The organism is Falsiroseomonas sp. CW058 (assembly GCF_050563535.1).
Lineage (GTDB): Bacteria > Pseudomonadota > Alphaproteobacteria > Acetobacterales > Acetobacteraceae > Falsiroseomonas.
On the sequence record NZ_JBNXUO010000018.1, the window covers coordinates 67,817 to 90,512 of the forward strand.

General features: G+C 74.3%; 22 protein-coding genes. 13 read left to right on the top strand and 9 right to left on the bottom strand.

From position 1 onward, the window contains the following. Positions 1-221: 221 nt before the first annotated feature. The 7 genes from ACK8OX_RS15365 to ACK8OX_RS15395 are packed head-to-tail and all read left to right on the top strand — an operon-like array spanning position 222 to position 7,621. Positions 222-2,243: a proton-conducting transporter membrane subunit gene (locus tag ACK8OX_RS15365; protein ID WP_430665058.1), complete on the top strand. Its 2,022-nt coding sequence runs from the start codon at positions 222-224 to the stop codon at positions 2,241-2,243. Beyond that, positions 2,240-3,199 carry a respiratory chain complex I subunit 1 family protein gene (locus tag ACK8OX_RS15370; RefSeq protein WP_430665059.1) on the top strand — a complete coding sequence of 320 codons (960 nt, stop codon included), beginning with the start codon at positions 2,240-2,242 and terminating at the stop codon, positions 3,197-3,199. Before ACK8OX_RS15365 ends, ACK8OX_RS15370 begins: the two co-directional genes overlap by 4 nt. Next, complete coding sequence (locus ACK8OX_RS15375) at positions 3,196-3,870, top strand: hydrogenase-4 component E (protein WP_430665060.1); 675 nt, start codon at positions 3,196-3,198, stop codon at positions 3,868-3,870. Before ACK8OX_RS15370 ends, ACK8OX_RS15375 begins: the two co-directional genes overlap by 4 nt. After that, complete coding sequence (locus tag ACK8OX_RS15380; RefSeq protein WP_430665061.1) at positions 3,870-5,321, top strand: proton-conducting transporter membrane subunit; 1,452 nt, start codon at positions 3,870-3,872, stop codon at positions 5,319-5,321. Before ACK8OX_RS15375 ends, ACK8OX_RS15380 begins: the two co-directional genes overlap by 1 nt. Next, positions 5,318-6,826 carry a hydrogenase expression protein HypE gene (locus tag ACK8OX_RS15385; RefSeq protein WP_430665062.1) on the top strand — a complete coding sequence of 503 codons (1,509 nt, stop codon included), beginning with the start codon at positions 5,318-5,320 and terminating at the stop codon, positions 6,824-6,826. The genes ACK8OX_RS15380 and ACK8OX_RS15385 overlap by 4 nt, the downstream gene beginning before the upstream one ends. After that, entirely contained in the window at positions 6,823-7,059 is a 237-nt protein-coding gene (locus tag ACK8OX_RS15390; RefSeq protein ID WP_430665063.1) for a hypothetical protein, read from the top strand. Before ACK8OX_RS15385 ends, ACK8OX_RS15390 begins: the two co-directional genes overlap by 4 nt. 1 nt (position 7,060) lies before the next feature. Beyond that, positions 7,061-7,621: an NADH-quinone oxidoreductase subunit B family protein gene (locus ACK8OX_RS15395; protein ID WP_430665064.1), complete on the top strand. Its 561-nt coding sequence runs from the start codon at positions 7,061-7,063 to the stop codon at positions 7,619-7,621. Between the two features lie 159 nt (positions 7,622-7,780). Here the strand turns inward: ACK8OX_RS15395 and ACK8OX_RS15400 are convergent, their stop codons facing one another. The 4 genes from ACK8OX_RS15400 to fsa all read right to left on the bottom strand — a co-directional run bounded on the left by ACK8OX_RS15400 (position 7,781) and on the right by fsa (position 10,459). Beyond that, the gene (locus tag ACK8OX_RS15400; protein WP_430665066.1) at positions 7,781-8,014 is read right to left on the bottom strand and encodes a hypothetical protein; all 234 of its coding nucleotides are present in this window, start codon (positions 8,012-8,014) and stop codon (positions 7,781-7,783) included. Between the two features lie 144 nt (positions 8,015-8,158). Beyond that, positions 8,159-9,091 (bottom strand): tyrosine recombinase XerC, encoded by a 933-nt coding sequence (locus tag ACK8OX_RS15405; RefSeq protein ID WP_430665067.1) that lies wholly within the window; start codon positions 9,089-9,091, stop codon positions 8,159-8,161. Positions 9,092-9,095: 4 nt separating this feature from the next. Continuing rightward, complete coding sequence (locus tag ACK8OX_RS15410; protein ID WP_430665068.1) at positions 9,096-9,797, bottom strand: hypothetical protein; 702 nt, start codon at positions 9,795-9,797, stop codon at positions 9,096-9,098. Positions 9,798-9,802: 5 nt separating this feature from the next. Further along, positions 9,803-10,459 (bottom strand): fructose-6-phosphate aldolase, encoded by a 657-nt coding sequence (gene fsa / locus ACK8OX_RS15415; protein WP_430665069.1) that lies wholly within the window; start codon positions 10,457-10,459, stop codon positions 9,803-9,805. Positions 10,460-10,649: 190 nt separating this feature from the next. On the opposite strand from fsa, the gene ACK8OX_RS15420 reads away from it, so the two are divergent. Together ACK8OX_RS15420 and ACK8OX_RS15425 are read left to right on the top strand one after the other, a co-directional pair. Further along, positions 10,650-12,809, top strand: coding sequence for a primosomal protein N' (locus ACK8OX_RS15420; protein ID WP_430665071.1), 2,160 nt, complete (start codon positions 10,650-10,652; stop codon positions 12,807-12,809). A 46-nt stretch (positions 12,810-12,855) separates the two neighbouring features. Then, on the top strand, positions 12,856-13,491 hold the full coding sequence (locus tag ACK8OX_RS15425) for a glutathione S-transferase family protein (RefSeq protein ID WP_430665072.1): 636 nt from the start codon (positions 12,856-12,858) through the stop codon (positions 13,489-13,491). Between the two features lie 34 nt (positions 13,492-13,525). Here ACK8OX_RS15425 and ACK8OX_RS15430 read toward each other — a convergent pair whose 3' ends face one another. From ACK8OX_RS15430 to ACK8OX_RS15450, 5 genes are all read right to left on the bottom strand, one after another. After that, positions 13,526-13,768 (bottom strand): hypothetical protein, encoded by a 243-nt coding sequence (locus ACK8OX_RS15430; RefSeq protein WP_430665073.1) that lies wholly within the window; start codon positions 13,766-13,768, stop codon positions 13,526-13,528. A gap of 127 nt (positions 13,769-13,895) precedes the next feature. Then, positions 13,896-14,942, bottom strand: coding sequence for a cytochrome d ubiquinol oxidase subunit II (cydB, locus tag ACK8OX_RS15435; protein WP_430665074.1), 1,047 nt, complete (start codon positions 14,940-14,942; stop codon positions 13,896-13,898). 5 nt (positions 14,943-14,947) lie between these two features. Beyond that, entirely contained in the window at positions 14,948-16,381 is a 1,434-nt protein-coding gene (locus ACK8OX_RS15440) for a cytochrome ubiquinol oxidase subunit I (protein WP_430665075.1), read from the bottom strand. A 133-nt stretch (positions 16,382-16,514) separates the two neighbouring features. After that, complete coding sequence (locus tag ACK8OX_RS15445) at positions 16,515-16,826, bottom strand: hypothetical protein (protein ID WP_430665076.1); 312 nt, start codon at positions 16,824-16,826, stop codon at positions 16,515-16,517. 127 nt (positions 16,827-16,953) lie between these two features. Next, positions 16,954-19,269, bottom strand: coding sequence for a mechanosensitive ion channel family protein (locus ACK8OX_RS15450; protein WP_430665077.1), 2,316 nt, complete (start codon positions 19,267-19,269; stop codon positions 16,954-16,956). 94 nt (positions 19,270-19,363) lie between these two features. On the opposite strand from ACK8OX_RS15450, the gene ACK8OX_RS15455 reads away from it, so the two are divergent. From ACK8OX_RS15455 to ACK8OX_RS15470, 4 genes are all read left to right on the top strand, one after another. Then, on the top strand, positions 19,364-20,569 hold the full coding sequence (locus tag ACK8OX_RS15455) for an MFS transporter (protein WP_430665079.1): 1,206 nt from the start codon (positions 19,364-19,366) through the stop codon (positions 20,567-20,569). A 59-nt stretch (positions 20,570-20,628) separates the two neighbouring features. Next, positions 20,629-20,820: a twin transmembrane helix small protein gene (locus ACK8OX_RS15460; RefSeq protein ID WP_430665080.1), complete on the top strand. Its 192-nt coding sequence runs from the start codon at positions 20,629-20,631 to the stop codon at positions 20,818-20,820. Between the two features lie 135 nt (positions 20,821-20,955). Beyond that, positions 20,956-21,705 carry an electron transfer flavoprotein subunit beta/FixA family protein gene (locus ACK8OX_RS15465; RefSeq protein WP_430665081.1) on the top strand — a complete coding sequence of 250 codons (750 nt, stop codon included), beginning with the start codon at positions 20,956-20,958 and terminating at the stop codon, positions 21,703-21,705. A gap of 2 nt (positions 21,706-21,707) precedes the next feature. Continuing rightward, positions 21,708-22,637, top strand: coding sequence for an electron transfer flavoprotein subunit alpha/FixB family protein (locus ACK8OX_RS15470; RefSeq protein ID WP_430665082.1), 930 nt, complete (start codon positions 21,708-21,710; stop codon positions 22,635-22,637). The last annotated feature ends 59 nt before the right edge of the window (positions 22,638-22,696 follow it).

Here is a 22,696-nt window from a genome sequence, read left to right on the forward strand (position 1 = left end):
GGAACTCCCGGGGATGGCAGGGATGACGGGCGCGGAAGGACGCGCGAGCGTGGCATCTAGCCCCGCGCGCAGCGGTTGGGAAGCGCCCTCGCACAGGTGGGACGGGGTCGGGACGCGCCCCGGCGCGGCGCGCGGATTGCAGGCGGTTCACGCGCCTGCCGATTTCCACCCCCGGCGATCGCAGGCTATCGTCCGGGCGTGCCAGCCCCGATCCGCCCGCCGTGCTGACGGCGCTCTCCCTCACCCTCGCGGGGCTGCTGGCGCTGGCGCTGCTGGCGGTGGTGCCGGCCGGGCGGCGGGTGGCGGGCGCGGTGGTGCATGGCGGCTGCCTGCTGGCCGCGGCCGTCTTCGCCGGATGCGGCCTAGTTGCCCTCGCCGCCGGGGGGGCCGGGCCGGCGGCGCTGCCGCTCGGCCCGCCCTGGGGGCCGATGCTGGTCGCGCTCGACGGGCTGTCGGCCTGGTTCCTGCTGCTGCTCGGGCTCGCGGCCGCGCCCTCGGCGCTGTTCGCCCTCGGGCACGGGAACGGGGCGCCGCCGCGGGTGCTGGCGGCCTATCCGCTGTTCCTGGCCGGCATGGCGCTGACGCTGCTGGCCGCCGATGGCCTGACCCTGCTGCTGGGGTTCGAGGCGATGTCGCTCGCCTCCTGGGCGCTGGTCGCCGCCGGGCACGAGGAGGAGGAGAACCGCCGCGCCGCGCGGCTCTACCTCGTCTTCGCGCTGCTGGCGGGGGTGTGCTTGGTGCCGGCCGTCGGGCTGCTGGCCGGGCCGGGGGGCGACCTTTCCTTCGACGCCATGCGCGCCGCGCCGCCCACCGGCTGGAAGGCCGGGCTGGTGCTGGCGCTGGTGGTGGCGGGGGCGGGGTCCAAGGCGGGGCTGGTGCCGCTGCATGCCTGGCTGCCGCTGGCGCACCCGGCCGCGCCGTCGCATGTCTCGGCCCTGATGTCGGGCGCGATGACCAAGATGGCGCTCTATGTCATGGCGCGGCTGCTGCTCGACCTCTCGGGCCCGGCGCAGCCGCTCTGGTGGGGGGTGCCGCTGCTGGTGCTCGGCGCGGCCTCCGCCGTGCTCGGCGCGCTGCGCGCCAACCTGGAGGAGGAGGGCAAGACGCTGCTCGCCTGCTCCACCATCGAGAATGTCGGGCTCATCGCCATCGGCCTCGGCCTCGCGGCCTGTTTCCGGGCCGCCGATCTCGGCGCGCTGGCGGCGCTGGCGGCGGGGGCGGCGCTGCTGCACGCGCTGAACCACGCGCTGTTCAAGACCCTGCTGTTCCTGGGGATGGGGGAGGTCGCGCACGGCGCGGCGTCGCGCCGGCTGGACCGCCTCGGCGGGCTGGTCCACGCCATGCCCTGGACGGCGGCCTGCGTGCTGGTGGGCGCGGGCGCCGCGGCGAGCCTGCCGCCGCTGTCCGGCTTCGCGGGGGAATGGCTGCTGCTGCAGGCGCTGCTGGCGGCGTGGCGGGTCGGCGACCTCGCCTTCCAGGTGCTGGGCGTCGCGGTCATGGCGCTGGCGGCGCTGGCCGCGGCGCTGGCGGCGGCGGGGATGGTGCGGATGTTCGGCCTGGTGTTCCTCGGCCGCCCGCGCACGCCGCGCGCCGCGGGGGCGGAGGACGGGCCGCTGCCCGCGCGGCTGGCGCTGCTGCTGCCGGCCGCGCTGACCGTGGTGCTCGGGCTGGTCCCCGGGCCGATGCTGGCGCTGGCCGAAGGCGCGCTGCGCCGCATCACCGGGCAGGAGATGACGGAACGCGCGGGCTTCGCCGCGGTGCATGTCGGCGACGGGGCGGCAAGCTACCTGCCGGTGGCCGTGGCGCTGCTGCTGGCGGCCTGCCTCGCGCTCATCTGGTGGTTCGTGCGGACGCGCAGCCCCGCGGGCGTGGCGCGCGGCCCGGCCTGGGACTGCGGCTTCGGCGCGCCGCCCGCGCACCTGCCCTTCGGCGACCCGGTGACGCAACCCACCGCGGCGGGACTGGGCCAGCCGCTGCGCCGCATGCTCGGCTCCCCCCTGCTCGCCGCGCATGAGGCGGTGGCGATGCCGCCGCCGGGCGACCCCTCCCCCGCGCGGATCGCGGCGGGGTTCCGCGACCCGTCCTTCGCGCTGCTGCTCGCGCCGCTGGCCCGGCTGCGCGACGCGGCGGTGGACCGGGCGGAGCGGCTGCGCCACCTCACCATCCGGCAGGCGCTGATGCTGCCCTTCGGCGCGCTGATCGCCGCCCTCGCCCTGATCGCCTGGCTGGAGGCGGGGGGATGAGCCTCGCCTCCGGCTTCCTGACGCAGTTGCTGCACATCGCGCTGATGCTGGCCGCGGCGCCGCTGGTGCTGGGCGGGGTGCGCTGGCTGAAGGCGCGGATGATGGGCCGCACCGGCGCGCATCCCTTGCAGCCGCTGGTGGACATGCTGAAGCTGCTGCGCAAGCGCCCGGTGCTGGCGGACAACGCCAGCTGGATCAGCCGCGCGGCGCCCTATGTCGCGGCCGGCGCGGCGCTGGCGGCCGCCGCGCTGGTGCCGAGCTTCACGCGGGGGATGGCCTTCGCGCCGGTGGCCGACCTCGTGCTGGTCGCGGGGCTGCTGGCACTCGGCCGCGTCGCGCTGGCGCTGGCGGGGCTCGATGTCGGCACGGCCTTCGGCGGGCTCGGCGCGGCGCGGGAGATGTCCTTCGCCGCGCTGGCCGAACCCGCGCTGCTGATCGCGGTGCTGAGCTGCGCCATCCTTGCCGGCACCACGGGGCTGGAGGGGATCGCGGCCGCCTTCCAGGAAGGCGCGCTCGGGCTGCGCGTGTCGCTCGGCCTCGCCTTGCTCGCGCTGCTGGCGGTGGCGGTGGCGGAGAATGCGCGCATCCCGGTGGACAACCCGGCGACCCACCTGGAACTGACCATGGTGCACGAGGCGATGATCCTGGAGGCGTCGGGCCGCCACCTTGCGTTGTGGGAAGCCGCGTCCGCGCTGCGGCTGACGTTGTGGCTGGCGCTGCTGGCGGCGGTCTTCCTGCCCTTCGGCACCGCGCCCGCGGGCTTCGCGCCGCTGGGCTGGGTCTTCGGCCTGCTGGCCTGGGCGGCGAAGATGGCGGTCCTCTGCCTCGCCCTCGCGGCGTTCGAGAGCGCGATCGCCAAGATGCGCGTCTTCCGCGTGCCGGAATTCCTGGGCGTCGCGCTGCTGCTCGGCCTGCTCGGCGCCATCCTGCTGTTCGTCTCGACGAGACTGGCATGACCCCCGCCTTCGGGACCCCCGCCTATGACGTGTCGCACATGCTGGGCGGGGGCGTGCTGCTGCTGTCCTTCGTGCTGCTCTACCAGCGCCGGCTCGGCGCGGTGATCAACGCCTTCGCGGTGCAGGGCGGGCTGCTGGCGGCCGCGGCGGCCTGGCAGGGCTTCGTGCAGGGCGCGCCGGGGCTCTACGTCACCGCCGTGATCGCCTTCGGGGCCAAGGCGGTCGCCATCCCGCTGGCGCTGCGCTACCTGCTCGGCCGGCTCGGGGCGCACCGGCAGGTGGAGCCCTCGCTCGGCATCGGCGCGTCGCTGATCGCGGCGATCGGGCTGGTGGGGCTTTCGGTGCTGGTGGTGCTGCCGGTCACCTCGGCCAGCGCCAACCCGCTGGCGCGCGTGGACCTGACCATCGCGCTGTCCGTCGTGCTGCTCGGGATGCTGGCGATGATCGCGCGGCGCAACGCGGTCAGCCAGGTGGTCGGGCTGCTGAGCCTGGAGAACGGGCTGATCCTGGCCGCCGTCGGCGTCACCGGCATGCCGCTGGTGGTGGAACTGTCCACCGCCGCGCTGGTGCTGATGGTGGCGGTGGTGGCGGGCGTGGTGGTGTTCCAGATCAGGGACCGGATGGACACGCTCGACACCTCCATCCTCGACCGTCAGCGGGGCGACGCGTGATGCCGCTGCCCTGGGTGCTGGTCTTCTGGCCCTGGCTCGGCGCCGTCGTCCTCGCGCTCGTGCCGCCGCGCGGGCGGCTCGCGCCGCCGCTGAACATCGGCGTGGCCGCCGTCTCGCTGGTCATCGCGCTGGCGCTGCTCGGCCACCCGCCGGGTGAGCAGGGCTGGACGCGGATCGACGCGGTGAACCTGCCGCTCGTCGTCGTCTCCGCCCTTGTCGGGCTGACCACCGCGGCCTTCTCGGCGGCGACGGTGGCGGCGGAACGCTTCGACGCGCTGCGCCACCGCGCCTACCACGCCGCCTTCCAGGTCTTCATGGGCGCGCAGTTCCTGGCGCTGGTGTCGGACAACATGGGGGTGATGTGGGTGGCGATCGAGATCGCGACCCTCGCCTCGGTGCTCATGGTCGGTGTCCACGGCACGCCGGCGGCGGTGGAGGCGGCGTGGAAGTTCTTCATCCTGTGCGGCGTCGGCATCGCGCTGGCGCTGTTCGGGACCATCCTGCTGTACCTGGCGGCGCAGCCGGTGGTGGGGGGCGGCGATCCGGGCCTGTCCTGGGCGGCGCTGCGGGCCGTGGCGGCGCGATGCGATGCCGGCGTGCTGTCGCTGGCCTTCGTCTTCCTGCTGATCGGCTACGGCACCAAGGCCGGGCTGGTGCCGCTGCATTCCTGGCTGCCCGATGCCGAGGCCGAGGGGCCGCTGCCGATCTCCGCGGTGCTGTCGGGGCTGCTGCTGAACGCCGCGCTGCTGGCGGTGCTGCGGGCGGAGGCGATCGTCTCCTCCCATCCGGGCGCGATGCCGCCCGGCCCCTTCCTGATGGGGCTTGGCCTGCTGTCGCTGCTGCTCGGCGCCGCCTCGCTCTGGCGGCGGCGGGATGCGCGGCGGCTTTTCGCCTGGTCCTCGATCGAGCATCTGGGGCTCGCGACCTTCGCCTTCGGGCTTGGCGGCGCGGCGGCGAACCTGGCGGGGATGCTGCACCTGCTCGGCCATTCCCTGGTGAAGAGCGCGGTGTTCTTCGCGGTCGGCGCCGCGGCGCTGCTGAAGGGCAGCCAGAAGACCGAGGACATACGCGGCCTCGCCGCCAGCCATCCGGTGCTGGGCTGGGGCCTCGCGCTCGGCATCGCGGCGCTGGCGGGGATGCCGCCGGCAGCCATCTTCGTCAGCGAGTTCCGCATGGTGGCGGAGACGGCGGCGCGGCAGCCCTGGCTGATCCTGCCGCTCGGCCTCGGCCTGTTCACCGCCGGGGCGGCGCTGGTGCGCGCGGCGCAGGCGCTCTGCCTCGGCGCGCCAAGCCCGGACCGCCCGGTGGCGGGCGCCTTCGCGCTGCGGGGCGGGATGCTGTGGGCGACGGTGCCGGTCTGGACCCACCTGGCACTGGCGGCGGCGCTGGGCTTCGCGGCGCCTGCCGCCTTCGGCGCGCTGCTGCGCGAGGGCGCGAGGATCCTGGGATGACCATCGCCTCCGACCTCATCCGCCGCGGCGCGCCGCAGGGCTGCGTGCCCTTCGAGCGTTTCCTGCTGGCGCCCGCGCATTTCGGCGCGCTGCGCGACGCGCTGCCGATGGAGCCGTCGCTGGCGCTGCTGTCGCTGTGGGCGGAACCCGGCTTCGTCCATGCCGCCTTCCTCGACGAGGCGGAAGGCGGGCTGCTGCTGGCCACCTGCCCGAGCGAGGGTCGCTATCCCGCGCTGTCCCCCGCCCGCCCCGGCGCGGTCCGGTTCGAACGCGCGATCCGCGACCTGTGGCGGCTGGAGGCGGAAGGCGCGCTCGACCTCCGCCCCTGGCTCGACCACGGGCGCTGGCCGGTGGTCGGCCCGCTGTCCGCCAGGCCCGCCCGCAACGACGCGCCGGCCGCCCCGCCCGCCTTCCTGCCGGTCGAGGGCGAGGGCTGGCACCAGATCCCGGTCGGCCCCGTCCATGCCGGGGTGATCGAGCCCGGGCATTTCCGCTTCACCGTCCAGGGCGAGACGGTGGTGCGGCTGGAACAGCTTCTGGGCTACGCGCACAAGGGCACGCTGGGCCTGATGCAGGGGCGTTCGCCGCGCGCGGCCGCGCGCTTCGCGGCCCGCCTGTCGGGCGACAGCACGGTGGCGCATTCGCTGGCCTTCGCGCTGGCGGCGGAAGCCGCATCCGGCCATGTCCCGCCGCCGCGCGCGGTGACGCTGCGCGCCGCGATGCTGGAGGTCGAGCGCATCGCCAACCACCTGAACGACTGGGGCTTCATCTGCAACGACGCCGCCTTCGCCTGGCCGCATGCCCGCTGCGGCCTGCTGCGCGAAGGCCTGCTGCGCGCCAGCGACGCCGCCTTCGGCCACCGCCTGCTGATGGACCGCGTCATCCCCGGCGGCGTCCTGCAGGACATCGCGGAAGGCGGGGCGGAAGCCATCCTCGGCGCGCTCGACGCGGTGGAGGCGGAGATCCCCTCCCTCGTCGCGATCTATGACGGCCATGCGAGCCTGCAGGACCGCGTGGTGGGCACCGGCACGCTGGCGCCGGAGCTTGCGCGTCGCTTCGCGGCGGGCGGCGTGGTCGGCCGCGCCTCGGGCCGCGGCTTCGATGCGCGGCGCGCCCTGCCGCACCCGCCCTATGACCGGCTGGCGGTCGCGCTGCCGACCCTCGCGGAAGGCGATGTCGATGCGCGCGTCCGCATCCGCATCGCCGAGTTGCGGGAGAGCCTCGGCCTGGTGCGCGACCTGCTGGGCGCGCTGGAGCCGGGGGAGACGCATGTGCCGCTGCCGCAGCGCGGCGGCGAGGGCATCGCGGCCGCCGAAGGCTTCCGCGGCGAGGTGCTGACCTGGATGGCGCTCGACGACGGCGGGCTGATCCGCGCGGTCTTCCCGCGCGACCCGTCCTGGCTGCAATGGCCGCTGCTGGAAGCGGCGGTGGAGGGCAACATCGTCGCGGACTTCCCGCTCTGCAACAAGTCGTTCAACTGTTCCTACAGCGGGGTGGACCTGTGAGCGGGCGCTATCCCACGCGGGCGGGCGCGGCGGCGGGCGCGTCGGGGATGTTCACCGTCACGCTGGTCAGGCCCGGCCCGGGCCGCGCCATCGCGGAACACTGGGCCTATGACGACCGCGCACAGGCGCTCGACGACCTCGGCTGGATCGCGGAGCGCGTGGCGCCGGGCACCGAGATGGTGCTGAAGGACCCCGAGGGGGTGGAGCTTCTCCGCATGGCGAAGGTGGCGTGACATGCTGTGGCCGAAGCTCGCGAAGCGGCTCGCTTCCCGCCCGCTGACGGATGCGCGCCCCGCCCCGCCGGACGAAGTGGTGGCGGCGCTTGCGCAGCGCCTGGAGGCGACGGCGCGCGCCCGGCTGGGCCGCAGCCTGTCGATCCGGCAGGTGGATGCCGGCAGCTGCAACGGCTGCGAGCTGGAGGTGAACGCCATGGCCGGCGTGCTCTACGACCTCGAACGCTTCGGCCTGCGCTTCGTGGCCAGTCCCCGCCATGCCGATGTGCTGCTGGTCACCGGCCCGGTCGGCCGCAACATGCGCGAGGCGCTGGAGCGCACCCGCGCCTGCGTGCCGGAGCCCTGCTGGGTGGTCGCCGCCGGCGACTGCGCGCTGGACGGGGGCGTCTTCAAGGGCAGCTACGGGGTGGAGGGCGGCGTCCCGGCCGTGCTGCCGGTGGATCTGGTGATCCCCGGCTGCCCGCCGAGCCCGCTGCAGATGCTGGAAGGACTGCTCGCCCTGCTCCGCGCCCAGGACCCGCCGCGCCGCATCCAGGCGGGGGCGGCGGCGGAGCCGGGATAGGGCACGGGCGGCGGAAAAAAGAAGGGGCCGGCCGCATCGCTGCGACCGGCCCGAAGGGCCGATTCCAGGGGAACCGGCCTCGTCGGCATCGGCCTGCCGGGAAATGGCCGATGCCGAATTCCGTGGCGCCCCCGGGCGAGCCGGGGGTGCCGAAGGCGGTCAGCCCTGCGCGGCGCGGGCGCGGCGGGCGGCGCGGGCGGACTGGCGGTGCCGGCGCGGCGACTGGGCCTGCTGGCGGCGGTGGCGGCGCTGGGCGCGGGCCCCCTGGCCATCGCGCGCCGCAGCCACTTCCTCGAACGGCGCGGCGGGGCCGGCGGCGCTGGCCGGGGCGGAGACGAAGGCGGCCGGCGCGGCGAGGACCGTGGCGAGCAGCGCGTAGCGGAGGAACTTCATTGTCGGCTTCCTGATCCGGAGTCGTGCAGCGGGATTCCAGGGCGCCGGGGGAACGCCGCAGAGCCGCCAGACTGCGCAACCGGCCCTCTCGCCGCGATGGGGCCGCGCTGAATTCCCGGTAATATCGCGCCTGCCGGCGGCGCCTCATCCGGCGCGCGGATGCGCCTTGCGCCAGGTCTCGAGCAGCGCCGCGGCGTCCACCCGGGTGTAGCGTTGGGTGGTGGACAGGCTGGCATGGCCCAGCAATTCCTGGATCGCGCGCAGGTCGGCGCCGCCGCCCAGCAGATGCGTCGCGAAGGAATGCCGCAGCGCATGCGGCGTCGCGTGTTCGGGCAGCCCCGCCAGGCGCCGCCAGTGCCGCAGGCTGCGCTGGGCGATGGCGGGGTCGAGCCGGCCGCCCCGCGCGCCGAGGAACAGCGGCGCGTCCGGCCGCCGGTCCGGGTGCTGCGCCAGCCAGGCGGCGATGGCCTGGCGCACCGCCGGCAGCACCGGCACCAGCCGCGTCTTGCCGCCCTTGCCGGTCACCCGCAGCGCCGCAGTGCCGCCCGGCAGCGGCGCGTCCTTCACGTCGAGGGCCAGCGCCTCGCCGATCCGCAGCCCGCAGCCGTAGAGCAGGGTGAACAGCGCCACGTCCCGCGCCGCCTGCATCGCCGGCTGCTCGGCGCGGGCGGGGTCGTGGACGGCGCCGATGTCGCGCGCGACCTCCCTCGCCTCGTCCGGGGAGAGCGCGCGCGGCACGGGCGCGCGGGCGCGCGGGCCGCGCAGGCCGGCCAGCGCCTCGGTCCCGCCGCCATGGCGCCGCGCGAGGTGGCGCAGGAAGCCGCGCAGCGAGGCAAGCCGCCGGGCGCGGGTGGCGTTGCCGTCGCCGGCCGCGGCGCGTTCGGCCAGGAAGCCGCGGATGTCGGCCGGCCGCAGCGCGGACAGGGCGGCGAGGTCCGGCGCCTCCCCCGTGTGGCGCGCGACGAAGCCGAGGAACAGCGACAGGTCGCCGCGATAGGCCTCGACCGTGTTCGGGCTCGCGCGGCGCTGCTGCGCGAGATGGGCGAGGTAGTCGGCGAGCGCGACTTCCCCTTCCATCCGCTCAGCGCGACAGCGCGGCGGCCACCGCCCGGCCGAGGAAGGCGAGGGTCTGCGCGGTCTGCCGCAGGGGCAGGGCGGAGGCTTCGCGGGCGCCGAGCGCGAGCAGGCAGGGCGTGCCGCACCAGAGCGGGACGCGGACCAGCGCGTCGCGCACCACCAGCGCCGCGGCTTCGCCGTGCAGCAATTCGCGCTCCTCCGGATCGGCGCGCACGCGCGCGTCGCGCCCGGTGCCGAGCAGGCGGCGCGCCGCGCCTTCCGGCATGGCACGGACGCCGTGGCGGGGCACCGCCGTCTCCTGCCGGCCGCTCAGCAGGGCGCGGGGCGGGCGGGGCTCGGCCAGCAGGGTGCAGGTCTCGACCCGCAGCAGGGGGGGAAGCTCGTGCTGGATCGCCTCCGGCACGTCGCGGGCGCGCATCAGCGCCAGCACGGCGAGGCGGACCCGCAGCACCAGCCCGGCGCCGGCGCGGCCATCGGCGATGGCCTCCGCCACCTCGGCCTCGATGGTGGCCATCCGCGCGCGCTCGGCGGCGACCATGGCGGCCATGTGGTCCGCCAGGTTCTCGCCATGGATGCGCTTCGGCGGGGTCAGGACGCGGTAGAGCTCCGGCCGCCTCGCGAGGAAGTCCGGATGCTCCTTCAGCCAGGCGGCGACTTCCTCGGCGACGGGCTCGTCGTCGAGGTCCCGCCGGAGCGAAGCCCCCACCGTGTTCACAGGATGCTCTGCCCCGTCTTGGCCCAGTCGGCGAGAAAGGAAGCAAGTCCTGCATCCGTGAGCGGATGCTTCAGCAGTTGCCTGATGACATTCGGCGGCAAAGTCGCCACATCTGCGCCCAGCTTGGCAGCCTGGACCAGATGGATAGGATGTCTGACCGAAGCAACCAGGACTTCAGTCTTAAGATTGGGGTAGTTGCGGTAGATCTGCACGATGTCCGCGATCAGCGCCATGCCGTCGGTCGAGATGTCGTCCAGACGGCCGACGAAGGGAGAGATGAACGCCGCCCCCGCCTTCGCCGCCAGCAGCGCCTGCGCCGGGCTGAAGCAGAGCGTGACGTTGACCGGCGTGCCCTCGTCCGCCAGGACGCGGCAGGTGCGCAGCCCCGCTTCCGTCAGCGGCACCTTCACCGCCACATTGGCGGCGATGGAGCGGAGGTAGCGGCCCTCCTTCAGCATCGTGTCGAAGTCTGTCGCCGTGACCTCGGCGCTGACGGGGCCGGGGGTGATGGCGCAGATGTCGGCGATCACCTCCGCCATCCGGCGGCCCGACTTGGCGATCAGGCTCGGGTTCGTGGTCACGCCATCGACCAGCCCGGCTTCCGCCAGGCTGCGTATGTCGGACACCTCGGCGGTGTCCACGAAGAACTTCATGGTGTCCTGTCCCTGGGCCGCGCCACGTCGGGGGGAGGAATTTCGTTACGGGCGCGATTGGCGAGAAGTATATAGGATGGGCGAGGTTGCGCGGAAGTCATCGCCCCCGAACCAACCGGGAGGCGTTGCAGACGGGCCACGCTCCGCGCGGGAACGGGGCGAGGGGCGGATCGTTCCAAGGCTGCGAGTCATGCTGCCGCTGCCGCTCGATGCCGGCACCTACGACTATCGCCTGCCGCCCGGGCTGGTTGCCGCGCCGGGCAGCTTCGTCGCCGTCCCGCTCGGCGGGCGCGAGGTGCTGGGCGTGGTCTGGGACGGCGAGCCGGACGCGTCGCTGCCGGCCTCCCGCCTCAAGGACATCCAGGCCGTGCTCGACGCCCCGCCGATGGGGGAAAGCCTGCGCCGCTTCGTCGAATGGGTGGCCGCCTACACGCTGAGCCCCCCCGGCGCCGTGCTGCGCATGGCGATGAGCGCGCCCGCAGCGCTCGACCGGCCCGCGCAGCGCGCGGGCTGGCAGCTTGCGCCCGGCGCGATCCGCGAGGAGCTGAAGCTGACCCCTGCCCGCGCGCGCGTGCTCGACGCCCTCGACATCGGCGAGGTGCGGAGCGCCACCGACCTCGCGGCGGAAGCCGGCGTCTCGCCGGGCGTGGTGCGGGGGCTGGCCGATGCGGGGCTGCTGGTGCCCGCGCTGCTGCCGGCCGGCAGCCACCGCTTCCCGCGGCCGGACCCCGACCATCCCGGCCCGACCCTAGCCCCCGACCAGGCCCAGGCGGCCGAGGCGCTGCGCGCCAGGGTCGCGGCGCGGGCTTTCGGCGTGACGCTGCTGACCGGCGTCACAGGGTCCGGCAAGACGGAGGTCTACCTGGACGCGGTGGCGGAATGCCTCCGCCAGGGGCGGCAGGCGCTGGTGCTGCTGCCGGAGATCGCGCTCAGCGCGCAGTGGCTGGAACGCTTCCGCCGCCGCTTCGGCGTCGATCCCGCGCTGTGGCATTCCGAACTGACCTCCCGCACGCGGCGCGACACCTGGCGCGCGGTGGCGGAAGGCGCGGCCCCCGTGCTGGTCGGCGCGCGGTCCGCCCTGTTCCTGCCCTATCCCGACCTCGGCCTGGTGATCGTGGATGAGGAGCACGAGACCGCCTTCAAGCAGGAGGAGGGCGTGGTCTACCACGCGCGGGACATGGCGGTGGTGCGCGCGCGGCTGGCCAATGCCGCCTGCATCCTCGTGTCCGCCACCCCCTCGCTCGAGACCCTGACGAATGCCGAACAGGGGCGCTACGACCACCTGCACCTGTCCGAACGCCACGGCAGCGCGGGGATGCCGGCGGTCGAGGCGATCGACCTGCGGCGCCACCCGCCGGAACGCGGGCGCTTCCTGTCGCCGCCGCTGATCGAGGCGGTGCAGGAGACGCTGGCCCGCGGCGAGCAGGCGATGCTGTTCCTGAACCGGCGCGGCTATGCGCCGCTGACGCTGTGCCGCGCCTGCGGCCACCGGATGCGCTGCCCGAATTGCACCGCCTGGCTGGTGGAGCACCGCGCGCAGCGGCGCCTGCAATGCCACCATTGCGGCCATGCCGAGCCGATCCCGCCGACCTGCCCGGAATGCAACGCGCCCGGCACGCTGACTCCGGTCGGCCCCGGGGTGGAACGCGTGGTGGAGGAGGCGACCGCCCTGTTCCCCGATGCGCGACGCATCGTCATGGCGTCCGACACCATCCCCGGCCCGGCGGCGGCGGCGGCGGCGGCGGAAGCCATCGCGGCGCGGCAGGTGGACCTGATCGTGGGGACGCAGATCGTCGCCAAGGGCTGGCACTTCCCGCATCTCACGCTGGTCGGCGTGGTGGATGCCGATCTCGGCCTGGCGGGCGGTGACCTTCGCGCGGCGGAACGCACGCTGCAGCTGCTGCACCAGGTCAGCGGCCGCGCCGGCCGTGCCGAGGCGCCGGGCCGGGTCCTGCTGCAGAGCTTCGCGCCGGACCATCCGGTGATGCACGCCCTCGTCTCCGGCGACGTCGCCGCCTTCATGGCGGAGGAGGCGGCGGGCCGCCGCCCCGGCCACTGGCCCCCCTTCGGCCGGCTGGCCGCGCTGATCGTGAGTTCGGAGGACGAACGGGAAGCGGATCGCGCAGCGCGCGACCTCGGCCTTGCCGCGCCGCGGGGGCCGGGGGTGGAGGTGCTGGGCCCGGCGCCCGCGCCGCTCGCGCTGCTGCGGGGACGGCACCGGCGGCGGCTGCTGCTGAAGGCGCGGCGCGACGTCGGCGTGCAGCCGCTGCTGCGGGACTGGCTGGACCGGGTGAAGCTGCCGAACAGCGTCCGCGTGCAGGTGGATGTTGATCCGGTGGGGTTCCTGTGATGCCGTTCCCCGCCGGGACCGCCCGGCGCGGAAGGGAGACACCACGATGCCCGTCATCCTGCACGGCCCCGGCTACAGCACCTATTCCCGCACCGCGCGCCTCGCGCTCGAGGAGAAGGGCGTCGCCTACGAGTTGAACGAGGTGGACATCCTGTCCGGCAAGGGCCACGCGCCGGAACACCTGGCGCGCCAGCCCTGGGGCAAGGTGCCCGCCTTCGAGCATGACGGCTTCCACCTGTTCGAGACCTTCGCCATCACCCGCTACGTGGACGAGGCCTTTCCCGGCCCGGCTCTGCAGCCGGCCGACGCGAAGGGGCGCGCCCGCATGACGCAGATCTGCGGCATCGTGGACAGCTACGCCTATGGCGCGATGGTGGGGAAGGTGTTCTGGCAGGAGATCATCGTGCCGATGCAGGGCGGCACGCCGGACGCCAAGGTGGCCGAGGAGGGGCTCGCCGCCACCCGCAAGGCGCTCGGCGTGATCGAGGGGCTGATGGCGGGCGACCTGCTGTGCGGCGGGGGCGTGACGCTGGCCGACCTGCACCTGCTGCCGGCGGTCGAATACCTGCGGATGGCCAGGGCCGGCGCCTCCGCCTTCGCCGCCAGCCCGAAGCTGTCCGCCTGGTGGGACCGGATGAACGCGCGCGACAGCGTGGTGAAGACCCGCCCGAAGCTCGGCTGACCCCTGCCCCCGCCCGCCAGGGGCGGGTTGCGGCCTAACCCCGCTGGCGCAGCGCGTCCTGCACCAGGCGGCGGTCGCGCGCTTCCTGACGGCGGTTGTAGACCACCGCCACCGCCCAGATCACGGCGACGAGCCACGCCGCCTGCCCGGCGACGAAGGGCAGCAGGATGAACAGCAGCCCGCCGATCCACAGCACGGCGTTGAAGACCGCCTGGAAGGGCCGGCCCTGGAGGAGGATCGCCAGCGGCGGGACGATCACCGCGAGGATGTAGCTCATGGCCGGGACATGGGCCCGCGGGGGGCGCCGTTCAATCACAGGCCCAATGCACGGCGGATCGCCAGCGCCACCGCCGACAGCACCGCGACCCCGCCGAGCCAGAGCGCGAGGAACCAGGCCAGCTTCCTCAGTGGTGGTAGCCCTCCCCCGGCCGCACCTTGCCGCGGAAGATCCAGTAGACGAAGCCGGTATAGACCAGGATCACCGGCACCAGCACCGCCGCCCCCGCCAGCAGGAAGGCCTGCGTGGCCGGCGGCGCGGCCGCGTCCCAGATGGTGATGCCGGGCGGCACGATGTGCGGCCACATGCTGAGCCCGAGCCCCGCATAGCACAGCAGGAACAGGCCGAGCGCCACGCCGAAGGGGATGGCGTCGCGCCACAGCAGGCTCGTCCGCGGGCCGGACGGCGCCGCCGCGGCCAGCGCGCGGAACAGCACCCAGGCCAGCGCCACCACCGCCAGCGGCACCACCCAGGCGAACAGCACGGTGGGCAGGCCGAACCAGCGCGCCGCGAAGCCGGGCTGCAGGAAGGGCATCACCGCGCTCACCGCGAGGATCGCCACGAGCGTCAGGATGGCGAAGCGCCGCGCCAGCCGCCGCGCCAGCTCGTGCAGCGCGCCTTCGGTCTTCCACACCAGCCAGGTCGCGCCCAGCAGCCCGTATCCCGCCACCAGCGCCGCGCCGGTCAGCAGCGAGAACCAGGTGAGCCAGTCCCACCAGCCACCGGCATAGGCCCTGCCCTGCACCTCGATCCCCTGCACGAAGGCGCCGAGCGCGACGCCCTGCGCGAAGGCGGCGACCGTGCTGCCCAGCCAGAAGCCCGTGTCCCAGCCCAGGCGTCCCTGCGGCGTGGCGGCGCGGAAGCGCATCTCGAAGGCGACGCCGCGGAAGACCAGCGCCAGCAGCATGACGATCAGCGGCATGTAGAGCGCCGGCAGCACGATGGCATAGGCCAGCGGGAAGACCGCCAGCAGCCCGCCGCCGCCCAGCACCAGCCAGGTCTCGTTGCCGTCCCAGACCGGCGCGATGGATCCCACCGCCACGTCGCGGTCCTGCTTCAGCTTCAGCGCCGGGAACAGGATGCCGACGCCAAGGTCGAAGCCGTCCATCGCGACGTAGAGGAAGACGGCGGTGGCCAGCAGCAGCGCCCAGACCAGGGGAAGGTCGAGTTCCATCGCCGTCACTCCCCCGCCGGCGCCGGCACGACCTGCCGCCCGGGCAGGGACGGCGCCGGCGTGATGCCGGCGGTGCGGATCGGCGCGCCCTCCTCCGGCCCTTCCTGCGCCGGGTGCGGCGGCACGCCGAACAGGCGGAACAGCAGCCAGATGCCCGCGCCGAAGACGGCGAAGTAGACCACGACGAACATCGCGAGCGAGGTCGCCACCGCCGGCGCCGCGATGGGCGACACGCTCTCCGCCGTGCGCATCAGGCCGTAGACGGTGAAGGGCTGCCGCCCGGCCTCCGTCACGATCCAGCCCGCCGTCACCGCGACCAGCCCCGAAGGGCCCATCGCCACCGCGAAGCGGTGCAGCCAGGGCGCGTCGAACAGCCGCCCCCGCAGCCGCATGACGAAGGCGACGAGGCCGAGCGCCACCATCAGCAGCCCGATCCCCACCATCACCCGGAAGGACCAGAAGACCAGCGGCACGTTGGTGGGCCGCGCATCGGCGGGGAAGGCCTTCAGCCCGCGGATCTCCGCATCCCAGGCATGGCCGAGGATGAGGCTGCCGAGGCCGGGGATGCCGAGTTCGAGGTCGTTGCGCTCCCTCTCCATGTCGGGCAGCGCGAACAGGATCAGCGGCGCACCGGTCCGCCGCTCCTCCCAGTGGCCTTCCATCGCGGCGACCTTGGCGGGCTGGTGTTCCAGCGTGTTCAGCCCGTGCAGGTCGCCCAGCACCACCTGCGCCGGCGCCGCCACCAGCGCCATCCACATCGCCATGGAGAACATCAGCCGCGCATGGCGGTTGGCCGGGTCGCGCAGCAGGTGGAAGGCGCCGACCGCGCCGACGATGAAGGCGGTGGTCAGGTAGGCGCCGGCGACGACGTGCAGGAAGCGGTACGGGAAGGACGGGTTGAAGATGATCGCCCACCAGTCGAGCGGCAGGAAGCGCCCATCCGCCGCCACCTCGTGCCCCGCCGGCGTCTGCATCCAGCTGTTGGCGGCGATGATCCAGAAGGTGGACATCAGCGTGCCGACCGCGACGCAGCAGGTGGCGGCGAAGTGCAGCGGCCTGCCCACCCGGTTCAGCCCGAACAGCATCACGCCGAGGAAGCCGGCTTCCAGGAAGAAGGCGGTCAGCACCTCGTAGCCCAGCAGCGGGCCGATCACCGGCCCCGCGCGGTCGCTGAAGGCGGACCAGTTGGTGCCGAACTGGTACGACATGACGATGCCGGAGACGACGCCCATCGCGAAGGCCACCGCGAAGACCCGCAGCCACCAGCGGAAGGTCTCGATGAACACCGCCCGCCCGGTGGCCAGCCACAGCCCTTCCAGCACCGCGAGGTAGGAGGCGAGGCCGATGGTGAAGGCGGGGAACAGGAAATGCCAGACGACCGTGAAGGCGAACTGGAATCGCGCAAGGTCAAGCGCGCTCGGGAAGGCCTCCCACAGCATCGCGCATCTCCGTTCCTCAACCGCGGGGAACAGCGCGCGGGACCGGCCGGCGCTTCATGCGCGGACGCGCATGGCCATCACGAGGACGGGAGGGGCGTGGCGGAAAAAAGGGTGGGCGGCCCGCGCCCGGCCGTCAGGCCGCGAGCCGGACGATGCGGCCTTCCATCGCCTCCACCCGCTGCACGCCGATGATCTGGCCGAGATTGCCCGCCACGAGATGCACCATGCCGAGCGGCATGGCGTGCAGCGCGACCTCGGCGCGCATCGCCTCGCCCTGCCGGGCGGCGCGCACGGAATCCGGCACCAGGTCGCGCTTGGCGAAGGGCTCCAGGATGCGGGACAGCAGGCCGGGCGAGGCCGCGGCGGTGACGGTGAAGCGCGCCGCGACCAGCGGCTCGTCGCCGGTATCGGACATGGGGGTGTCGGACATGGGGGTGTCGGACATGGGGGGAACTCCGGATCGGAAAGGGAACGCCGCGATGCTGCCCGGCCGCGACCGGCCCCGTCCCCGGGGCCGGGGGCGGGTCAGGCGGCCGGGCCGGTAATTCGGCCCGCGGGGATCCGGAAGCTGCTCACGCGCCGAGCCTAGCGCCGCCCGGGGCCTCGGTCGAGTCCTCGGCCGGGTGCTTCGCGTCGGCGCGGTCGATGACGAGCTTCTGGTGCGGGTAGGGAATCTCGATGCCGAGCTTGTCGAAGCGCTGCTTGATGCGCCGGTTGAATTCCCGCCCGACCGCCCAGCGCGCGGTCGGGTCGCCCTTGATGCGGGCGCGGATCAGCACGCCGGAATCGGCCAGCCTCTCGACCCCCAGCAGCTCCAGGTCGTCGCGGATGATGGCGCCGAGCTTGGGGTCCGCACGCATCTCCGCCGCCACGTCCTTCATCACCTGGCCGACGCGGTCGGTGTCCTCGCCATAGGCGACGCTGACGTCGAGCACGGCGAAGGAGAAGTCGCGCGTCATGTTGGTGACGGTGGTCACCGCGCTGAAGGGGATGATGTGGACGCTGCCGTCCTGCGCGCGCAGCCGGATGGAACGGATGGAGAGCTGTTCCACCACGCCCGACAGCCCGCCCACCTGCACCACGTCGCCCACCGCCACCGCATCCTCGAACAGCAGGAAGATGCCGGTGATGACGTCGCGCACCAGCGTCTGCGACCCGAAGCCGATCGCGAGGCCGACGACGCCCGCGCCGGCGATCAGCGGGGCGACGTTCACGCCGATCTCGGTCAGCACGTTCAGCGCGACGAAGACGAGGATCGCCACCGACAGCACGGTGCGCAGCATCGGCAGCAGGGTGCGGACGCGGGCGCTGCGGGCCGCCTGTGCGTCGCGCGACAGCTTCGTCAGGTGCCGGGCGATGGCGGCGTTGGCCAGTTCCCAGACGGTGACCGCCACCAGGATGGTGATGGAGACCGAGACGAGGGAGGAGAGCAGCCGCGCGCCGAGCTGCCCGCGGCGGAACCAGGCGAAGGAATCCAGCCCCCAGGCCTCCAGCAGGAACAGCAGCGTCGTCACGCCGATCAGCGCGGAGACGACGCCCTTCAGCACGGGGACGTAGCGGTTGGCCCGCGCCTCCAGCCCCGGATAGCGCCGCGCCAGGTCCGGCCCGATGCGGAAGCCCCGCGCGATGCCGCGCCGCGCCAGTTCGTCCGCCAGCTTGGCGAGGCCGAGGATGGCGATGGTCAGGGCGGAGACGCGCAGCAGCCTCTCGAACCCGTCGCGCACCTCGAGCGCCCAGACGCCCCACAGCGCGAACAGCCACAGGATGGCGATCAGGTGCCAGACATCCGCCAGACGGTCGCGCAGCGCGCGGAACAGGCGGCGCGCGCGGTCCGGGCTCTCGCCCGGCTTCAGCTCCGGCGCGCGCAGCGCCTCCGCGACCGCATGGCGGTTCTGCAGGACGACGATGACCAGCAGCAGGGAGACGACCAGCAGCGACAGCCGCAGGATCGCGTCATAGGCGCTCCAGGGCAGGCCGAACAGCAGCCCCGCCTCGGCCACCGCGTAGCCGAAGATGGCCACCACCGCGATCCGCCGCACCCAGACCGTGACATAGGCCGCCGTCTCGTCCAGCACGCGGACCAGCCGCAGATGGGTCGAGGCCGGGGAGAACAGGACGCGCGACAGCGCCATCACCGCGCGCAGCGCCATGTAGGCGTTGTTGGCGGTCAGCAGCACCAGCTCCGTCGTCGGCAGCGGGCGGACGAAGCCGATCATGCCGTAGGAGATCACGGCGAAGGCGGCGATCGGCACCAGATCCAGCAGGAAGCGCGCCGCCACCAGCGGCACGCGGCGCACCCAGGTCCAGGCATCGCCGTCCGCCGGGGCCATGGCGTCCAGCCGGTCGAGCCAGCGCCGCAGCCCGCGCCGCGTCAGCCATTCCGCCAGCAGCCCCGCGCCGAACAGCAGCGCGAGCTTCCAGGCCGCATCCGTCACCCGCGCCTGCGTCACCGGGTCGCGCGCCACCCCCGACGCCCAGGCGGCCAGCCCTGGCAGGTCGGTCGCGGTCTGCGCCGCCGCCACCAGGCTGTCCGACAGCGCCTGCAGGCGCTGCGACGCCCCCATCAGCAGCTGCGCGCCGAGCGTGTTGGGCGCGAGGATGTCGGGCGCCGGGCTCGGCGCCGCCTCGGCCGCGGGGGCCGGTGCGGGGGTGGCGGGGGCCGCCGCGGGGGCGGCGGGTGCCGCGGCCGGGGCGGGCGCGGCCCGGCTCGCCGCGGCCAGCGCCTCGAGCGTGCGGAGCAGCTCCGCCCGCCGCGCATCGTCCCGCAGCGTGTCCAGCACGCGCTGGATCTCGGCGGCCGAGGTCGCGGCCGGGGCGGCCGGCGTCTGGGCCCGGGCCGCCCCGGCGCAGGCCAGGACGAGGATCAGCAGGCGGAGCAGGTGTCGCATGGGCCTGGGTAAGCGCGTGCCGGGCGCGGCGGTCAACCCTGAACCGCGCAACGGCATGTTGCACCGCAGCGAACACCGTTCCAGGATCGGCCCGGTGAAGCCGTTCGCCGCCCCGTATCTCTGGCCCACCATGCTGGCCCTGCTGGCCGCGCATCTGGCGGGCATGGGCGCCTTCCTGGCGGTGCCGGTGCTGTCGCCGCTGATCGCCGCCGAGACCGGCCTGCCGGTCGGCCTGGTCGGCTTTCACACGGCCGTGGTCTATGCCGGCACGCTCGTCTCCGGCCCGATGACGGCGGGGCTGATCCGCCGCCATGGCGGGGTGCGCGTGCTGCAGGGGGCGCTGGTGGTGATGGGGGCCGGCATCGCGCTGGCGGCCCTGGGCAGCCCCTGGGCGCTGCTCGCCTCGGCGCTGCTGGCGGGGGTGGGGCATGGGCCGGTGACGCCGGGCGGCAGCCACCTGATCGCGGCCCGCACGCCGCCGGGCCGGCGGGCGCTGGTGTTCAGCCTGAAGCAGACCGGGGTTCCGGCCGGGGCGATGCTGGTCGCGGCGGCGACGCCCGCCATCGCCGCGCTGCTGGGCTGGCGGGCCGCAATCCTCGCGGTGGCGGCCACCGCCTTCGCCGTGGCGCTGGCGATCCAGCCGCTGCGTGCGCCGCTCGATGCGGACCGCGACCCGGCGGCGGGCGGCGCGGGGCCGCGCGGCGTGCTGCGGGATGCGGCCGGCGCGGTGGGGCTGCTGCGCCACGCCCCGGCGCTGCGGCACCTGACGGTGATGGCCTGCGGCTTCGGCATCGCGCAGTTCTGCTTCCTGACCTTCTTCGTGGCCTTCCAGGTCGCCGCCCTCGGCACCCCGCTGCCCGAGGCGGGGCTGCGGATGGCGGCGGCGCAGGTGATGGGCGTGGTCGGCCGCATCGGCTGGGCGCTGATGGCCGACCGCTGGGGCGGCCCGCCGGTGCTGGTGCTGTGCGGCGCGGGCGCGGCGGCGGGGGGCCTGGCGCTGGCCCTGGCCGGGCCGGGCTGGCCGGGCCCGCTGGTGGTGCTGGCCGGGATGGTGATGGGCGCGACGGCGGTCGGCTGGAACGGCGTGATGCTGGCCGAGGCCGCGCGGATCGCGCCGGGCGGGCAGGTCGGTGCCGCGACCTCCGCGCTGTCCTTCTGCTTCGGGCTGACCATGCTGGTGGCCCCGCCCGCCTTTTCCGCCCTGGTGGCGCTGACGGGCGGCTATGCGGCGGGGTTCCTCATGTGCGTCGCTGCCACCCTGGCCGGCGCCGTCGCCATCGGGCGCACGCCGGCGCGCTGAGGCCGGCGCGCGGCGCGGGGATGGCTTGCCACGCCCCGGATTCACGCCATGTTCCCGCCATGCTGACCCTCCTGACCGTCCTCCTCGCCGTCTCGATGCTGGCGACCCTCGGCGTGATGTTCGCGGGCATGCTCGGCCTGGTCCGCAGCGAGGCCGCGGGCGGGTCGCGGTCCAACCGGCTGATGCGCTGGCGGGTCGGGCTGCAGGGGCTGACGCTGGTGCTGTTCCTGATCCTGCTGGCGGTCCGGTGACGCGGGGGTGAGGCGCGGCCGCCCGGGCCCGCGGGGGCGAATCTTGCCGGCCCCCGCCCCCCGCCCTATGGTCCGCGCATGTTTCGCGGCGGTGCAGCACCCCGCGGCAGGTGATCTCCAGGGATCCGTCACACGATGAAAATCCTCGTCCCCGTCAAGCGGGTGGTCGACTACAACGTCAAGGTCCGGGTGAAGGCGGACGGCACGGGGGTCGAGACGGCCAACGTGAAGATGTCGATGAACCCCTTCGACGAGATCGCGGTCGAGGAGGCGGTGCGCCTGAAGGAGAAGGGCGCGGCGACCGAGATCGTCGCCGTCTCCGTCGGCCCCGCCGCGGCGCAGGAACAGATCCGCACCGCGCTCGCCATGGGCGCCGACCGCGGCATCCTGGTCGAGACGGATGGGGTGGTGGAGCCGCTGGCCGTCGCCAAGATCCTGAAGGCGATCGTCGCGAAGGAAAGCCCGGGCCTCGTCATCATGGGCAAGCAGGCGATCGACGACGACATGAACGCGACGGGCCAGATGCTCGCCGCCCTGATGGGCTGGCCGCAGGGCACCTTCGCCAGCAAGGTCGAGATCGCCGAGGGCGGCGCGCGGGTGACGCGCGAGGTCGATGGCGGGCTGGAGACGGTGGCGCTGAAGCTGCCGGCCATCGTCACAGCCGACCTGCGCCTGAACGAGCCGCGCTACGCGTCCCTGCCGAACATCATGAAGGCCCGCAAGAAGCCGATCGAGACGGTGAAGCCCGACGCGCTCGGCGTCGATGTCGCGCCGCGGCTGACCGTGCTGAAGGTGGAGGAACCGCCGAAGCGGGTGGCCGGGGTGAAGGTGGGGTCGGTGGCCGAACTCGTCGACAAGCTGCGCAACGAAGCGAAGGTGATCTGAGGATGGCCGTCCTTGTCCTGGCCGACCGCTCCGGCGCGGCCGTCTCCCAGCCGACCCGCAGCGCGGTGGCGGCGGCGCAGAAGCTGGGCGGCGACGTCCACCTCCTGGTCCTCGGCGCCGAGGGCGCGCCGGCCGCGGCGCGGCTGCCGGGCGTGGCGAAGGTGCTCGTCGCCTCCGGTCCCGCCTACGGGCACGGTCTGGCGGAGCCCGCGGCGGCGCTGGTCGTGGCGCTCGCGCCCGGCTATTCGCACCTGCTCGCGCCCGGCTCCGCGATGGGCAAGAACATCATGCCCCGCGTCGCCGCCCTGCTCGACGTGCAGGTGATCAGCGACGTCGCGGGGGTGGAGGGGCCGGACACCTTCCGCCGCTTCTTCTACGCCGGCAACGCGCTGGCCACCGTGAAGACTTCCGACCCGAAGGTGGTGATGACGGTGCGTGCCGCCTCCTTCGATCCCGTCCCGGCCGAAGGCGGGTCCGCCGCGGTCGAGGATGCCCCGGCCGCCGAGGATCCGGCGCTGTCCTCCTTCGTCGGCGCCGAGATCGCGAAGCTCGAACGGCCGGAGCTGACGGCGGCGCGCGTCGTCGTCTCGGGCGGGCGGGCGATGGGCTCGGCCGACAACTTCAAGGTGCTGGAAGGCGTCGCCGACCGGCTCGGCGCGGCCATCGGCGCCTCCCGCGCGGCGGTGGATGCGGGCTACGCGCCGAACGACATGCAGGTCGGCCAGACCGGCAAGATCGTGGCGCCGGAACTCTACATGGCCTTCGGCATCTCGGGCGCGATCCAGCACCTGGCGGGGATGAAGGACAGCAAGGTGATCGTCGCCATCAACAAGGACGAGGAGGCGCCGATCTTCCAGGTCGCCGACTACGGCCTGGTGGGCGACGTCTTCAAGGTCATCCCCGAGCTCGAGGGCGAGCTCGACAAGAAGTAGGGGCCGCATCGCCGGCGGGGTCGCATGCGCGCCGGCGGGGTGACCCGCCGGCGCTTTTC